Here is a 15,670-nt window from a genome sequence, read left to right on the forward strand (position 1 = left end):
TAATCAACTAAAATGGCAATTCGTCATCTTCTTCTAAAGGATAAAAGCCATCAGATGACTGAGCTGGCTGCTGACTCTGAGGTTTCTCAGGACCATCATTTCTTTTGCTGTCGGCAAAATAGGCTTCATTAGCAACTACTTCTGTTACATAATGCTTTTTGCCTTCATTATCATCCCAAGTCCTTGTCTGTATTCTACCTACAATCGCAACTTGACGACCTTTTGCAAAATACTTTGAGCAAAAATCAGCCAGTTTGTCCCATGCAACGATAGGAATAAAATCAGCCTGTCTTTCCTCTCCCTGCTTTGCAAAGCCCTTATCAACCGCCAATGTAAAGCTACATACAGCAGTATTATTATTAGTTGTATACCTTAATTCAGGATCTTTGGTTAGTCTTCCCATCAAAATAACCTTATTCATATAACCACCTTAATTATCCTTTTTAATAATGATGTCTTTAATAATTCCGTCGGTTATCTTATATACTCTTTCAAGTTCATGAGGGAAATTTGTTTCAGAACTGAAGTTTATTAACACATAATATCCTTCATTGAAATCGTTTATAGGGTATGCAAGTTTCCTTTTACCCCACTCGTCAATACTTTCCAATTGAGCTGAAGTTTCAACCAAACCCTTCATTTTTTCAATAATGGCTTTTGTATCATCTTCATTTACTTCTGGACTAACGATAAAAATAGTTTCATATTTCATTACCATAATTACTTCACCTCCTCCCGGACTATGGCCCTGTTTCCTGAACAGAGCAAGGATTACAAGCAAACATTTTACCATATTTCTTTATGATTTACAAGTATTTTTTTACAAGTTTCCACAAGTTTCCACAAGTCCCCATTTGTTACACTTATATTTTTGATCTTAATGTTAATTATACCCACTTTTCGATATATATTTTTATATATAACCTTTAAATGCTATATTTCTTTGGCGTTATATATAGTATAATTTCACCACATTTAAATCATTAATTATTACAAATTGACAAAACAGTTTCCAAAAAGCTAAATGTATGTTATCATATATATATGTTCGAATATAATAATATCAGACATAGGCTAGTGGACATATGTTAATCTAGTCAATCTTTAAATTACCGTTTACTTACTTTTTGTGTGCTTTTTAACTACTGGATTAATTTTAATTTATTGTTAATCATTTATGCCAGTAATGGTTTACAGTAACATGCAAATTCAAAAAGTGCTATATATGCATTATTCTTACTAAACGTTACATCCTTTAGAAAGGGTGAAAAAAGTGTTCAAAAAGTCACCTATTAAAAAAAATATAAACCCATTTTACCTAATAATTGTTTCAATAGTCTGCAGTATAGCTTTAGGTTTGCCTACATTTATTATTTTTGATTGGTATAAAGGTTGGTATAACACTTGGTCACAAACCGCTGAACTGCCCTTAAAAAATTATATGGATTTAATTCACTTTGCTACAACATTTATTGTAGTTTTATATACTATTATTTTCTTTATTTCTGGAATACTTTTTAACAAACTAGCGCAACAGCATACTCAAACCAAAGAATTGAAAAACTTCAAAAACTTCACGGACTCGCTCCATCGAGCAACACATGAAATTGAAGTATATGAGACTTTGTATAATTATATACGTAATATGCACCTGGTTAACCAAATAACTTTATTTTACAGGAACGACCGGTCATCTACCGATGTTTTGTGGCAGAGAATAACCAATGAGAGAATGCCTCTTTGTACTATGGAGCCAAGAAACTGTCCTCTAATTAAATATGGACGGGAATGTAGCGTAAAAAATATAGCTACAGATATAACATGTGCATATCAACTTACCGAACATAAAGCAGGAAGCTATGTTTGCCTGCCTATAACTATCAACAATCAAACTTTAGGGATACTACAGCTTTATTCAAGGACAAGATACTTCTTTAATGAAGTAGTGACTTCTAAAATAAAGTCTTATATAGAAGTAGCTAAGCCTATAATCAGCAGTAAACGCGCTATGCAGCAGCTTAACATGAAAGCTTATACAGATAAGCTTACTAAGTTGTATAACAGGAATTTCCTTGAAACATATCTGGAAAACCAAATAGAAGCTACAAACCTGTCAAATGAGAACTTAAGTGTCATTATGATGGATATCGACCACTTCAAGAATGTAAACGACAAACATGGCCATACTGTTGGTGATGCTGTTTTAGTGGTATTTGCACAGGTCATACTACGATGTATTAGAAAGACGGACCTTGTAGCAAGATATGGTGGTGAAGAATTTATTGCCATCCTACCTGCTACCGATACAAAAACTGCCGTAGGAATAGCAGAACGTATTAGAGAAACTATTGCAACTGAGTCTATGCCCAAATTAAATGATACTGTAGTGCCAGGTATAACCTGTAGCCTTGGTGTTGCAACCTACCCTATTCATGCAAATACTAAGAACAATATTATAAAAGTTGCCGATATTGCCTTATACAAGGCAAAGCAGGGTGGAAGAAACCGGGTAGAAATATACAATACTGATTCAGATTTTAATATACTTATTAAGGAATAATGAGAATTATCTCGTTCACATTATTAATGTACAGGAATAAGGGTGGTATCAACACAACCCTTATTTTTTTATCCCAAAGTTATTTGAAAGCCCCTTAAATAATAATAGTCTGCACATATATATCAATAAATTTATCTTAATTCATTAATAAAAGCTATCTTGTATTTAATATAATAAGATAAAAATAAATGTTTATACTAGAATGGAAGATAAACTACAAGAAAAAGAGGTAGATAACATGATAAAAACAACAGCTAATCTTGATGAGGTCTATAAGATTGTAAATGCTGAACATGCAGACCCGTTTAATATCCTGGGTATTCACAGCTTGGATGACGAAAACTCCCTCGCAATCAGAACCTTTTTGCCGGGTGCCAAAGGGGTAAATGTAATTGAATCTGCCACTGATAACAGGTATGGAATGAACATTATTGACGATAGTGGGTTCTTTGAAGTTGTTATACACGACAGAAGTGACTTTTTCAAATACACACTTGAAGCTGTTTACGATAATGGTAATACCTTGATAACCAATGATCCGTATAGTTTTTTACCAGTTATCTCTGATTTTGATCTACAGCTATTTAATGAAGGCAACCACCATAGAATTTATGAGAAAATGGGTTGTCATCTGATGACAATAGATGGCGTTGTAGGTTCTTTCTTTTCCGTGTGGGCTCCATGTGCCAAACGTGTAAGCGTTGTAGGTAATTTTAATCAATGGGACGGGCGGAGCCATCCAATGAGGTTCCGTGGTCCTTCAGGAGTATGGGAACTATTTATACCCGGACTCGAGCAAGGAGAATTGTACAAATTTGAGATTAAAACGCCCCATAATGATTTATATATTAAAGCCGATCCGTATGCTTTCTACGCTGAGTTAAGACCTGCCACCGCATCTATCGTATATGATCTTGATAACTATACCTGGAATGACCAAAACTGGCTTCACGAACGTGATAATAGCAACTCCTTTGAAAAACCGATATCTATTTATGAAGTTCATCTTGGCTCATGGCAAAGAGAATCGGACGAAGAAAATGGATTCTATACATACAGGGAAATAGCTGACAGGCTTGTAGACTATGTAAAGTACATGGGTTATACCCATATTGAGTTGCTTCCTGTATCAGAACACCCTTTCGATGGCTCCTGGGGATATCAGATTACTGGATATTATGCTGCTACCAGTAGATATGGTGAACCAAAAGATTTTATGTATCTTGTAGATAAATGTCATCAAAATGGAATAGGCGTAATAATGGATTGGGTCCCTGCCCACTTTCCAAAAGACGGCCATGGACTTGCCAGATTCGATGGAACTGCTCTGTATGAGCACTACGATATGAAGCAGGGGGAACACCCTGATTGGGGAACACATATCTTTAATTTTGGAAGGCTGGAAGTAAAAAACTTTTTGATATCCAATGCCATGTTCTGGTTTGATAAATACCATATAGATGGTCTAAGAGTTGACGCAGTAGCATCTATGCTATACTTGGATTATGGTAAAAAAGAAGGTGAATGGGTACCCAACCGTTGGGGAGGAAAAGAAAACGTTGATGCTATAGAATTCATTCGCCATTTAAATACAGTAGTTTATAAGTACCATCCGGGTATTATGATGATTGCAGAAGAGTCCACTTCATGGGCACTTATAACAAAACCTCCATATGTAGGGGGCCTTGGCTTTAAATACAAATGGAATATGGGTTGGATGAATGATTTTCTGCGATACATGAGCATGGACTCAGTATTCCGTAAACATCATCAGAATTTATTAACTTTTTCCTCCATGTACTGCTGCACTGAAAACTTTATTCTAGTGCTTTCACATGATGAAGTTGTACATGGCAAATGCTCAATGCTAAGTAAAATGCCCGGTGATTACTGGCAAAAATTTGCAGGACTAAGGGCAAGCTACGGTTATCTATATGGTCACCCTGGAAAGAAGCTTCTATTTATGGGTGGTGAATTCGGTCAATTTATTGAGTGGAATTATAAGCAAAGCCTTGATTGGCACCTGCTTGATTATGATATGCATAAGAAAATGCAGGACTATGTACGCGATTTAAATAATCTTTATAAGAATGAACAAGCCTTACATGAAGTTGACTTCAGTTATGATGGCTTTGAATGGATTGATTGTAAAGATACAGAACATAGTATTATTTGCTTCATGCGGAAAGGCAAGGACTGGAGGGATTCTCTGATATTTGTCTGCAACTTCACTCCTGCAGCACATGAAAATTATCGGATAGGTGCACCTTTTGATACATTCTATGATGAAATATTTAACAGCGATTGGGAAAAGTATGGCGGAAGCAATGTAGGCAACTTTAACGGGATGCAAGCTGATAAGGAAGGCTGTCATGAAAAGCCTTATTCAATACGATTAAGAATTCCGCCTCTTTCAACAATAATTTTACGCCCAAGATTAAAATAGCAGCTTCCTTATTCGTATCAGTTAATCAAAAGCCCGAAAGCTTTTAGTCCTCTCAAGTAAAGGACATTAAAATTCATCAAATACAAATAAAGGTCGCCTTTATTCCAAGGTGACCTTTATTATATATATCTAATTTAATTAAGTTATTCAATCTTGTTATGAGGAACCAATATAATCCCTCACCACTCATTAATTACTTTTTTGAGCGTTAGATTTAGTCTTTTCATATTCATGTCTTTCGTTGTTATGGTAATTATCTTTATCTTGCATAGGCTTCTGCGTACTTTCTTCATCATTTACTTCTATTTTGCCATGTTCCTTTTCGTGGTATGGACTAAGTTCTTTAGTGTTGTTAATATCCTTCTCTTCTGTGTCCACTTTATCTTGACCTTTTTGTATTTCTTGCTTGCCTGTTACTTCTTGTTTTTGCCCTATTTGCGGCTTGCCTTGCATGCCTTTTTTGTTTTCTTTATTTATATTTTCTTTGTGCCCCACTTCTCCATTATATCCATTGTCTTTATTGCCTGGAGAATTTACTTTGTTTCCATCTTCTTTATCCTTCCAAGCACCTATATCGTCTTTTTTCCCTTTATTTTCATTTCCTTTTATTTTGCCCTCATTTTCTTCCTTCTTAGAGTTATCCGTATTCTTAAATAGTTTGTTGTTCTTATCCTTATTCTCCGGAACACCCTTTCTTGTTTCCTTTATAGAAGCAACAATATCTTTAACATCCTTATCCTTGTAGTCTTCTACTACTACATCAGGATTAACTTCCTTTAACTTTTCAATAAGTACCAATTTACCTGGCGAAATACCTAATTCTTTTGCGTCATCGCGCTTACTAAGAGTAATCTTCTCGGTAAGAACTTCAGATTTGATCTTATCCTGATCTAAAGTAACATTAGCAGCATTCTCCAACTCTTCTTGAATTTTTGATATCTTTTCACTATCCTTGCCAGAAACAGTTATCATTACAGCGTTCTGAGAACTTTCTCCTAAAAACCCTCCATCTACTGCCTTTTCAATAACGTCCTCAACAGCGTCATCTATTTTTACATTCTTATAGGATTTATCCTTTAATATATTTTTGCCATCATCATTAAGTCCTTTGACATCTAATACCCTATTAAAGATATTTAAAGAAAATTCCATGCTAGGATTAATATCAACATTTACATAGTTACAAGGTGTATTATAAGCATATGCCCCCACACTCACACCACAAACCAATACAAGAACAGCTGCAATTGAGGCAACTTTTGATAATGCCTTTATATTAAAGTTAACAACTTTCGACTCAATATCTATTTCATAACCTACAGCAAAATTACCTCTATTTTTAACTTTTAAAAACTCACCATTTTTATTGAGTACAATGGCATACTTGCCGTTTAATTCAACTACTATTCCCTTCATTATTTCACCCCCAACTTATGTAATCCTTGATAAATTCATAATCACCAGTACAAATTATTAATACCGCTAATATATATTTTCGTCCCCTATCTATCTTTTTTCGGGGTATCTTAAGAGTTTTTTCGATTTCAATAATAGGTAAAGTCTTCTTGTTTCTTATCTGCCTTAATAAATCTTGATCCGAAATCAAAAACTTTACAATATCCGAGTATATCCGCCTGGTCTTTGCATGCTTTGGAGAAACTTCAGACAACTCAAAAAATGATATTCCCCAATCTTCTAACTCCTTTTTTAACTGTTCAATCTCAAGCCTTCTGTATTCGCTGATTTCTTCTTTTGAGTACTCATCAAGTGCCTTGCCGACAGTGAGGTCGCGCTCTTCCTCTTCTTCTTCATTGTAGTACTCGTTCAGAAAAACCGTTTTACTGTGCTTCTTCTCCTTACGATAGTAATCAATTATTCTCCTTTTTATAACATTCTGTGCAAAAGAAAGAAAATTTCCCCTTGAACTGTCAAATGATTTTATTGCCTCTGCAAAAGCTATTAGAGCAATACTCAATTCATCATCTTGTCCATAAACAACATAATGCCCTATAGCCTTTTCAACGCATGAAGCAATAAAAGGCTTATACTCTTCAATAAATTCGTTGATCTTATATTCATCATTCTTGATACTTTCAACTCTCTCATTGATAGTAACTGAATGCATCCCCTGCCTCCACCAATATTTAATATTTTTTACAGTCATAATAACATTATAGCATAATACTTCGAACATATAAAACGGAGTTTACATAATATTTTTCCAACGCTCATCTTTTTAGATAAATATGTCATTAATAAAAAATGAACGTGCAATTATACTAATGTTGTTCCCGGCGCAAAATGCGAAAGTCATAAAGCACGCTGCTTTACATATTAAAACGTGTATGTTATAATTACCCAATGTGAGATTTTTAATTATTAAAAAGGAGAATGATACATCGTTTTATATGGATGTATTTTTGTGTTATGGAAAAAGAAAAGAATTCAAAGAATACTCTGCTAGTCATGTTAAAAGGGTTTATCATAGGTTCATCAATGAGTGTTCCGGGAGTGAGCGGCGGAACTATGGCCATTCTATTAGGCATTTATGATAAACTTATAGGTTCTATAAGCCGTTTCACAAAAGATTTAAAGGGAAATATCATATTTCTCACAAAATTCTGTATAGGTGCAGGAATAGGTATTATTTCACTTTCTAAGTTAATTAAATGGTTGTTGGAAGTTGTTCCTTTACCTGTCTCATTTTTCTTTCTAGGCGCTGTAATCGGCGGTGTTCCTGCTTTATATAAGAAAACGAAGACTAAGGATTCCGGATTAAGACTTTCCTCTGTAATTTATTTCCTTATAGGATTAGCTATAGTAATTTCAATTGGCTTTATTCCAACAGGAACAATTAGTGTTACATCAGGTTCAGGAATTGGGCATTACCTGATGTTATTAGTTACAGGAATTATTATTGCATTGGCATTAGTACTTCCGGGTATAAGCACATCACATATGTTACTGGTTCTTGGCATGTATGATGCAATGCTTGCAGCTATCAGCGATTTAAATATTGTTTACTTAGGAATATTAGGAGTTGTAACTGTGATCGGAATTTTCTTAACTACAAGGCCTATTGAGTGGACAATGAATAAGTTCCCACGCCAGACATACTGTGTTATCATTGGTTTTGTTTTAGGATCTACCTGGGAGATATTCCGTGACAAAATCATCCCTGCAATTCCAGCCAACGCAAATTTTTCATGGTGGATTACATCAGTAATTATATCCATTATTACCTTTGTTCTTGGAATTAGTGCAATCATAGCATTATCTAAATTTTCTAATGATTAATATTATGATATATTTATAAATAACATAACGAAAAAGAGTGCTTGATTAATCAATCAGGCACTCTTTTTATAAAAGCCTTACTCAATTTTTATCTCAAATCTGTCAAACTTTACACTATCAATAAACTGGTCTTTTGTAAAAGAAGTTCTGCGATATCTCGCAAACTCAGTAGTATTTCTTTTAAGCCATAAAGGTACAGAAATATCTAGCTCTCTGCATAGAGTTATTAAGCTTTCTTCCAACAAATCCCTAAAAGGAACATTACTACTATCATTGTCAACTACTTTTTCACTGATAATTCTAGTACCATTTATTAGTTTTCCGATTATTTTCAAATTAATCTTCCTTCTTCTACAATTAGTTTAATTTCGCTGCTTCCTTATCTTTTAAAAGTTTATATTCTATTGAATCTATCAGGGCATACCAGCTTGCTTCAATTATGTCGGTAGAAACACCTATTGTTGTCCATATTCCTTCAGAGTCAGTTGATTCAATTAATACTCTAACCTTTGCAGCTGTTGCAGATTTTGAATCTAAAACCCTAACTTTATAGTCTGTAAGTTTCATATCCATAACTTGAGGGTAAAACCTTTCCAGTGCTTTTCTTAGCGCCTTGTCTAGAGCATTGACAGGACCATCACCTTCATCGGCTGTAATTTCTTCCTGGTCTCCCACTTTAATCTTAATCATTGCAGAAGAATTAGCAGTTGTAATCGATGGTTCATTTACGACAACCTTGAATTCACTAAGCTCAAAGAACGATTCGTACCTTCCCAGTACTTTCCTTATTATTAACTCGAAGGAGCCTTCTGCGCCTTCATATTGGTAACCCTTGAATTCCATTTCCTTCAACTTCTCAAGAATTAATTTGGTTTCAGGTGAATCCTTAGTGATAGTACTATCAATATGGTTAATTAAATTCAATACAGCACTTCTTCCAGCAACTTCAGACATCAGAAATACTCTTTCATTTCCAACCAATTCAGGACTTACATGCTCATATGCAGTAGTATTCTTATTGACAGCATCAGCATGCATTCCTGCTTTGTGAGCAAAGGAATTCCTTCCCACATAAGGAGCTCTATCATCATGTATTACATTCGCCACCTCACTTGCAAATCTAGCAATAGCAGTAAGGTGTAACATATTCTCTTCCGGAATACACAAGTATCCCAATTTCAACTGCAGGTTTGGTATAATACTACATATATTGGCATTACCGCTTCTTTCTCCAAATCCGTTTAGTGTTCCCTGTACCTGTACCGCTCCTGCCTGAACTGCCATAATCGAATTGGCTACAGCCATACCCGTATCATTATGACAGTGTATACCAACATCTACTTTAAACTCATTTACAACTTTTAGAGTCATATCATAGACCTCATTTGGGAAACAACCTCCATTGGTATCACAGAGGCAAATACTGTCTGCTCCTGCATCTATGGCTGCCTTTAGCGATTTCATTGCATATTCTGGGTTTGCTTTATATCCATCAAAAAAATGCTCTGCATCAAATACGACTTCTTTATTTTTACTCTTAAAAAATAATATTGTTTCGTAAATCATCTTAAGATTTTCATCAAGAGTAGTCTTTAATATATCCGTCACATGAAAGTCCCAACTCTTTCCGAATATTGCAACTGCAGGAGTATCTGCTATCAGCAGTGAATTGACATTGGCATCATCCTCAACAGATATATTAACCCGCCTAGTGCTTCCAAAAGCTATAACTTTTGCATTTCTGAAATTCATGCTTTTTATTCGTTCAAAAAATTCCAGATCTTTAGGGTTTGAGCCGGGATTTCCTGCTTCTATATAGCTTACACCAAGTCTATCCAGTTTATCAACAAGCTTAATTTTGTCTTCAACACTAAAGGAAATGCCTTGTGCTTGTGCTCCATCCCTTAACGTTGAATCATAAATTTGTATTTTTTTCATAGCTGCACCTCTCCTAATCAAACCCATTTAATCTAGCCTTCACTGGCTAATTCACCTATTTCACTTATTGCTCTATTTATGGCATTCAAGTATGCCCTTACTCCTGACTCAATAATATCCGTACTTACTCCTCTTCCTACAAAGAGCTTGCCATCTTTTGATATTCTGACAGTAACCTCACCAAGTGCATCTTTTCCTTCAGTTACAGCCTTCAAACTATAATCTTCAAGGGTGAAGCTTATCCCAACAGCTCTTTCTATTGCATTAAATGCTGCGTCAACAGGCCCATCACCGGTAGCTGCTTCAGTTATTATGTTATCATTCCTCTTAAGGCTTATTGTTGAGGTTGCAACGCTTTTGTTTCCACTGGTTATCTGGTAACTTTCCAGTTCAAATATCTCAGGAACCTCAGAAACCTTCTCTTCAACAAGTGCCTCAATATCCCTATCAAGAACTACTTTTTTCTTATCTGCCAGACTCTTAAACTTTTCAAAGGCTTGCTGTATTCCCTCTGGAGTAAGCGTTGTATAACCCATTTCCTTTAATCTTTCTTCAAAGGCATGTCGACCAGAAAGTTTACCTAACACCATCCTGTTTTGCCCTAAACCTATAGATTCTGGCCTCATTATCTCATAAGTACTCTTTTCCGACAATACCCCATGCTGGTGAATTCCCGATTCATGTGCAAAAGCATTTGCACCTACAATTGCTTTATTGGGCTGAACAGTTATACCTGTAAGACTGCTCACCAATTTACTTGATCTATATATTTGTGTTGTATCAATCTTATGTTCAATTTTATAGAAATCTTTTCTGGTGTCAATACCCATTATTATTTCTTCTACCGAAGCATTTCCAGCTCGCTCACCCAAACCGTTTATGGTACACTCAACCTGCGTAGCACCATTTAAAACTGCTGCAAGCGAATTTGCAACCGCCAAACCCAAATCGTTGTGGCAATGTACACTTATTTCAGCTTTATCAATATTGCTTACATTTTCCATAATTGACTTGATCATATTTCCATACTCGGTTGGTGTAGTATATCCTACAGTATCAGGTATATTAACTACCGTTGCACCTGCTTTTATTACTTCTTCAACTATTTTTATCAAAAATTCCAATCTTGTTCTACTGGCATCTTCTGCCGAAAACTCTACGTCAGAGCAGTACTTCTTAGAATATTTGACCATAGCAACTGCTCTTTCCAATACTTCTTCTTCTGTCATCTTCAATTTATATTTTAAATGAATATCTGATGTAGCAATAAAGGTATGAATCCTAGGGCTTTGAGCTTCTTTAACAGCCTCCCATGCCCTGTCTATATCCTTCTCAACAGCCCTGCAAAGGCTTGCAATTGTAACATTTTTTATATTCTCAGAAACAGCCTTTACCGCTTCAAAGTCGCCTGGTGAAGCAATTGCAAAACCGGCCTCAATAACATCTACACCAAGCTTTTCCAGCTGTCTTGCAATTTCAAGCTTTTCTTGAATGTTTAAATTGACCCCTGGAGTTTGTTCTCCATCCCTCAATGTGGTATCAAATATCTTAATTCTCTTAGGCATAACATTTACCTCCTATTTCCTAAATCATTCTCCTAAATCATTCTCATATTTATAAATATTTATCTCTATATAATATTTTGCAAATTCCTCAAATAGGTGGTTGGAAAAATGGGACACCCCATCTTTTCCATAACCCTATACCTATTACATGAATTATTCATTCATGGATTTCAACTTTTGTATATCATTATTTCTTAAGCCAGCTCATCATTTTTCTAAGTTCTGCTCCAACTTTTTCTACCTGATGTGCAGCTTCATTACTTCTCATTGCGAGGAAGTTAGATCTTCCACCGGATTTGTTTTCTGTAATCCAGTTTGATGCAAATTTACCATCTTGGATTTCCTGTAATACCTTTTTCATTTCTTTTCTTGTTTCATCAGTTATAACTCTTCTGCCTGTAACATAGTCACCGTATTCAGCGGTATCACTTATTGAGTATCTCATATATGAGAATCCACCCTGATTTATAAGGTCAACTATAAGCTTCATTTCATGTACACACTCAAAGTATGCAATTTCAGGCTGATATCCTGCATTTACAAGTGTCTCAAATCCAGCCTTCATGAGTTCTGTAACTCCTCCACAGAGAACTGCCTGTTCACCGAAAAGGTCTGTTTCAGTTTCCTCTTTGAATGTAGTTTCAAGAATTCCAGCTCTTCCAGCACCTATTCCAGCTGCATATGCAAGAGCGTATTCTTTTGCTTTTCCTGTTTCATTCTGATGAATTGCAATAAGTGAAGGTACTCCTCTGCCTTCTTTATACTGGCTTCTAACTGTGTGACCTGGTCCTTTTGGTGCAACCATTACAACGTCAACACCCTTAGGTGCAACTATCTGATTGAAATGAATGTTAAAACCGTGAGCAAACATTAATACATTTCCTTCTTTTAAGTTTGCTTTTATGCTTTGATCATATATGTCCTTCTGAACCTGATCAGGAGCCAATATCATTATCAAGTCTCCCATTTTTGCAGCCTCTTCAGTATCAACAACTTTCAAACCATCAGCAACTACCTGCTGTCTTTTTTCGGAAGTAGGCTGAAGACCTATTACTACATTTACTCCACTATCATTCAAATTTTGTGCATGGGCATGACCCTGGCTTCCATAACCAATAATTGCTACTGTCTTCCCCCTCAATAATCCTAAATCACAATCACTGTCATAATACATTTTAGCCATTTAAAAATCACTCCTTATCATTATTTTTGGCTTTTATATATCTATTACCTCTTTCGATGGCAATTGTACCCGTTCTTACAATTTCTTTTATTCCAAATTGTTTGAGCATATCCTCAAGGGCTGCAACTTTTTCTGTACCCCCAGAAATTTCAATAGTCAAGGTATTTTTTGATACGTCAACTATTTTTGCTCTGAATATTTCGACAATCTGGATAATCTCAGCTCTTGTAGACGCATCTGCACTTACCTTGATTAGAGCAAGTTCTCTGCTTACCGACTCCGATTTTGCAAGCTGTTTGATCTTTATTATGTCAATAAGCTTATTAAGCTGTTTGCTCACCTGTTCTACAACATATTCATCCCCGTCTACCACTATAGTTATCCTTGATACTTCAGGATCCTCAGTAACACCAACAGCTAAGCTGTCAATATTAAAACCTCTTCTACTGAAGAGACCAGCTACCCTTGATAAAACGCCGGGATGATTTTCTACCAGTACCGATAAAGTATGTTTAGGCATCTCTTTACCTCCCTTTATATATAAAAATAAAATTCAATTACCTTAAAGTGTAGACTCTTCGGGATCTACCAAGCACTCAAGCAGATATGGCTTGTCGTCCTTCAGCATTTTTTCCAGAGCCTTTTTTACATCTTTGTTGTTTGTAATCCTTTCACCCTCAAACCCATAAGCTTTGAATATAGCCAGAAAGTCTGGATTTTCATCCAGAAAAACCTGTGTATAACGGCTGCAATGCCTTATCTTTTGAAGTTCCCTTACCATACCGAGCCTGTAGTTATTAAAAAGCAATACCTTAACCCCTATTTTACTTTGCTTCATTGTTCCAAGCTCCTGCATGGACATCTGAAAACTACCGTCACCACCAATACAAATAACTTTAGAATCAGGACAAGCAGTCTTTGCACCCACGGCAGCAGGTAATCCATATCCCATAGTCCCCATACCACCAGATGTTATAAAGTTTCCAGGTCTTCTAACACCAAAGTAATTTGCAACCCATATCTGGTTCTGACCAACCTCAGTCGTCACAATAGTATCGTTATCAACTATTTTTGATAAGACAGATAAGAGGTATTTAGGATTTACATAATTTGAGCCAACATTAGAATCAATTTTCAGAGCATGTTCATGTTTCTTCCTTTTTAGCTCCTCTACCCACTCGTCTACTTCTCCCTTATGTGCAACCTCATTAAGCTCTTTTAGTATTTGTTTCAAGTCCCCAACTACAGGTATGGATACTTCTATATTCTTTCCTATCTCCGCGGGATCTATATCAATATGAACAATTTTAGCCTTTTTTGCAATCTGGTTTGGCTTGCTCATTGCCCGGTCGCCAACTCTTGCACCTAGAATAATCAACAGGTCGGCATTATTTATTGCATAGTTTGCAGTGTAAACACCATGGGAACCAAGCATCCCCAAATTCAGTTCATGTACAGAAGGCAGAACCCCTATACCCATAAGTGTTGGAGTAACAGGTATACTGCACTTCTCCACCAATTCCAAAAGTTCATCCGCAGCTCCCGATCTTAATAATCCTCCACCAGCACAGATTACAGGCTTCTTTGCTTTTTTTATTGCATCAGCTATTTTTTTAATCTGAAGTGAATGACCTTTTATATTTGGTTTATATCCTCTAATATCAACATTTTTAGGATATTCAAACTTAATTTCATCATTCTGTATATCTACAGGTATGTCTATAAGCACAGGACCAGGCCTTCCTGTAGAAGCTATATAAAATGCTTCCTTAATTATCCTGGGTAAATCCTTTGCAGCTTTTACAAGGTAGCTATGCTTGACAAACGGCGCTGCAGCACCAGTTATATCTGCTTCCTGAAATACATCACGCCCAATCAAATCAGAAGATACCTGTCCTGTAATTGCAACTACAGGAATTGAATCCATATATGCAGTAGCAATACCGGTAATAATGTTTGTTGCTCCAGGGCCTGAAGTAACGACACATACTCCCACTCCACCGGATGCACGGGCATATCCGCTTGCTGCATGAGCCGCTCCCTGTTCATGTCTGGTCAATATATGACGTACCTTTGAGTCAATCAAAGCATCATAAAACGGGCATATAGCAGCTCCGGGGTAACCGAATATAACTTCTACCCCTTCCAATTCCAAAGCCTTTACAATCGCTTGTGCTCCTGTCATCTTCATCTAAATACCCCCTTTGCTTTATATTTCAGTCATAAACATGCCTTAAAATTCAAAAACCCCTCGACTCTGCAAACTAAATTTGCAGGGACGAAGGGTATAAAATCCTACGTGGTACCACCCTGATTTTGCATACATATAAAGTATGCTCTCAGGTGCATATAAATAATATGCACAGACTGTAACGTAGTCAACGTCATTGCTTACTTACACTTCGGCAATAAAGCTCCGGAACGAGTTATTCATGCAAATCATGCGCTGATTCTCACCAACCATCAGCTCTCTTGTAGCAATCATGTGCATCTTTATTTCCATCACAGCTTTTACTTCTTAATGTATAGTTGATAAATATTTTACCATCATACTTAAGTGTTGTCAATACTTTTTTTAATATGAATTGCCTACTATAAATTGCAAGTTAAAGTGACGGTAAAATTTTGGTAAACTTGTATAATGCAAACTATTGGCACTATTGTTCGGGATGTCAAGGGCG

General features: G+C 35.9%; 13 protein-coding genes and 1 other annotated feature. Of the genes, 3 read left to right on the top strand and 10 right to left on the bottom strand.

Features of this window, described 5'->3' with window-relative positions:
* Window positions 1-7: 7 nt before the first annotated feature.
* Together ACECE_RS0211135 and rpsF are read right to left on the bottom strand one after the other, a co-directional pair.
* Window positions 8-421, bottom strand: a complete 414-nt coding sequence (locus tag ACECE_RS0211135; protein ID WP_010681290.1) for a single-stranded DNA-binding protein — start codon at window positions 419-421, stop codon at window positions 8-10.
* Between the two features lie 9 nt (window positions 422-430).
* Window positions 431-718, bottom strand: a complete 288-nt coding sequence (rpsF, locus tag ACECE_RS0211140; protein ID WP_010681291.1) for a 30S ribosomal protein S6 — start codon at window positions 716-718, stop codon at window positions 431-433.
* Window positions 719-1,273: 555 nt separating this feature from the next.
* On the opposite strand from rpsF, the gene ACECE_RS27300 reads away from it, so the two are divergent.
* Both ACECE_RS27300 and glgB read left to right on the top strand, forming a co-directional pair.
* A complete protein-coding gene (locus ACECE_RS27300) occupies window positions 1,274-2,560 on the top strand; it encodes a sensor domain-containing diguanylate cyclase (RefSeq protein ID WP_010681292.1) in 1,287 nt (428 codons plus the stop codon).
* Between the two features lie 238 nt (window positions 2,561-2,798).
* Window positions 2,799-5,006, top strand: coding sequence for a 1,4-alpha-glucan branching protein GlgB (gene glgB / locus ACECE_RS0211150; RefSeq protein ID WP_010681293.1), 2,208 nt, complete (start codon window positions 2,799-2,801; stop codon window positions 5,004-5,006).
* A 189-nt stretch (window positions 5,007-5,195) separates the two neighbouring features.
* On the opposite strand, the gene ACECE_RS0211155 is transcribed toward glgB, so the two are convergent.
* Together ACECE_RS0211155 and sigI are read right to left on the bottom strand one after the other, a co-directional pair.
* Window positions 5,196-6,422 (bottom strand): anti-sigma factor domain-containing protein, encoded by a 1,227-nt coding sequence (locus ACECE_RS0211155; protein WP_010681294.1) that lies wholly within the window; start codon window positions 6,420-6,422, stop codon window positions 5,196-5,198.
* Between the two features lie 4 nt (window positions 6,423-6,426).
* On the bottom strand, window positions 6,427-7,131 hold the full coding sequence (sigI, locus tag ACECE_RS0211160; protein ID WP_010681295.1) for an RNA polymerase sigma factor SigI: 705 nt from the start codon (window positions 7,129-7,131) through the stop codon (window positions 6,427-6,429).
* Window positions 7,132-7,433: 302 nt separating this feature from the next.
* On the opposite strand from sigI, the gene ACECE_RS0211165 reads away from it, so the two are divergent.
* Window positions 7,434-8,303 carry a DUF368 domain-containing protein gene (locus ACECE_RS0211165; protein WP_026073801.1) on the top strand — a complete coding sequence of 290 codons (870 nt, stop codon included), beginning with the start codon at window positions 7,434-7,436 and terminating at the stop codon, window positions 8,301-8,303.
* A 77-nt stretch (window positions 8,304-8,380) separates the two neighbouring features.
* On the opposite strand, the gene ACECE_RS0211170 is transcribed toward ACECE_RS0211165, so the two are convergent.
* The 6 genes from ACECE_RS0211170 to ilvB all read right to left on the bottom strand — a co-directional run bounded on the left by ACECE_RS0211170 (window position 8,381) and on the right by ilvB (window position 15,180).
* The gene (locus ACECE_RS0211170) at window positions 8,381-8,638 is read right to left on the bottom strand and encodes a hypothetical protein (protein WP_010681297.1); all 258 of its coding nucleotides are present in this window, start codon (window positions 8,636-8,638) and stop codon (window positions 8,381-8,383) included.
* Between the two features lie 22 nt (window positions 8,639-8,660).
* The gene (gene cimA / locus ACECE_RS0211175) at window positions 8,661-10,241 is read right to left on the bottom strand and encodes a citramalate synthase (protein ID WP_026073802.1); all 1,581 of its coding nucleotides are present in this window, start codon (window positions 10,239-10,241) and stop codon (window positions 8,661-8,663) included.
* A gap of 32 nt (window positions 10,242-10,273) precedes the next feature.
* Window positions 10,274-11,806: a 2-isopropylmalate synthase gene (locus tag ACECE_RS0211180; protein ID WP_010681299.1), complete on the bottom strand. Its 1,533-nt coding sequence runs from the start codon at window positions 11,804-11,806 to the stop codon at window positions 10,274-10,276.
* A gap of 187 nt (window positions 11,807-11,993) precedes the next feature.
* The gene (gene ilvC / locus ACECE_RS0211185) at window positions 11,994-12,989 is read right to left on the bottom strand and encodes a ketol-acid reductoisomerase (protein WP_010681300.1); all 996 of its coding nucleotides are present in this window, start codon (window positions 12,987-12,989) and stop codon (window positions 11,994-11,996) included.
* 7 nt (window positions 12,990-12,996) lie between these two features.
* A complete protein-coding gene (ilvN, locus tag ACECE_RS0211190) occupies window positions 12,997-13,509 on the bottom strand; it encodes an acetolactate synthase small subunit (protein WP_010681301.1) in 513 nt (170 codons plus the stop codon).
* A gap of 42 nt (window positions 13,510-13,551) precedes the next feature.
* Window positions 13,552-15,180: a biosynthetic-type acetolactate synthase large subunit gene (gene ilvB, locus ACECE_RS0211195; protein WP_010681302.1), complete on the bottom strand. Its 1,629-nt coding sequence runs from the start codon at window positions 15,178-15,180 to the stop codon at window positions 13,552-13,554.
* Between the two features lie 80 nt (window positions 15,181-15,260).
* Window positions 15,261-15,504, bottom strand: a binding site (T-box leader).
* Window positions 15,505-15,670 lie beyond the last annotated feature (166 nt).

The sequence above is a fragment of the Acetivibrio cellulolyticus CD2 genome (genome assembly GCF_000179595.2).
GTDB classification, from domain to species: Bacteria; Bacillota; Clostridia; order Acetivibrionales; family Acetivibrionaceae; genus Acetivibrio; species Acetivibrio cellulolyticus.

Bases quoted from the DNA above. Each gene is read 5' to 3' on its own strand.
- ACECE_RS0211135 (WP_010681290.1), bottom strand. From the start codon at position 421: ATGAATAAGGTTATTTTGATGGGAAGACTAACCAAAGATCCTGAATTA.
- rpsF (WP_010681291.1), bottom strand. From the start codon at position 718: ATGGTAATGAAATATGAAACTATTTTTATCGTTAGTCCAGAAGTAAAT.
- glgB (WP_010681293.1), top strand. From the start codon at position 2,799: ATGATAAAAACAACAGCTAATCTTGATGAGGTCTATAAGATTGTAAAT.
- ACECE_RS0211155 (WP_010681294.1), bottom strand. From the start codon at position 6,422: ATGAAGGGAATAGTAGTTGAATTAAACGGCAAGTATGCCATTGTACTC.
- sigI (WP_010681295.1), bottom strand. From the start codon at position 7,131: ATGCATTCAGTTACTATCAATGAGAGAGTTGAAAGTATCAAGAATGAT.
- ACECE_RS0211165 (WP_026073801.1), top strand. From the start codon at position 7,434: ATGGAAAAAGAAAAGAATTCAAAGAATACTCTGCTAGTCATGTTAAAA.
- cimA (WP_026073802.1), bottom strand. From the start codon at position 10,241: ATGAAAAAAATACAAATTTATGATTCAACGTTAAGGGATGGAGCACAA.
- ACECE_RS0211180 (WP_010681299.1), bottom strand. From the start codon at position 11,806: ATGCCTAAGAGAATTAAGATATTTGATACCACATTGAGGGATGGAGAA.
- ilvC (WP_010681300.1), bottom strand. From the start codon at position 12,989: ATGGCTAAAATGTATTATGACAGTGATTGTGATTTAGGATTATTGAGG.
- ilvN (WP_010681301.1), bottom strand. From the start codon at position 13,509: ATGCCTAAACATACTTTATCGGTACTGGTAGAAAATCATCCCGGCGTT.
- ilvB (WP_010681302.1), bottom strand. From the start codon at position 15,180: ATGAAGATGACAGGAGCACAAGCGATTGTAAAGGCTTTGGAATTGGAA.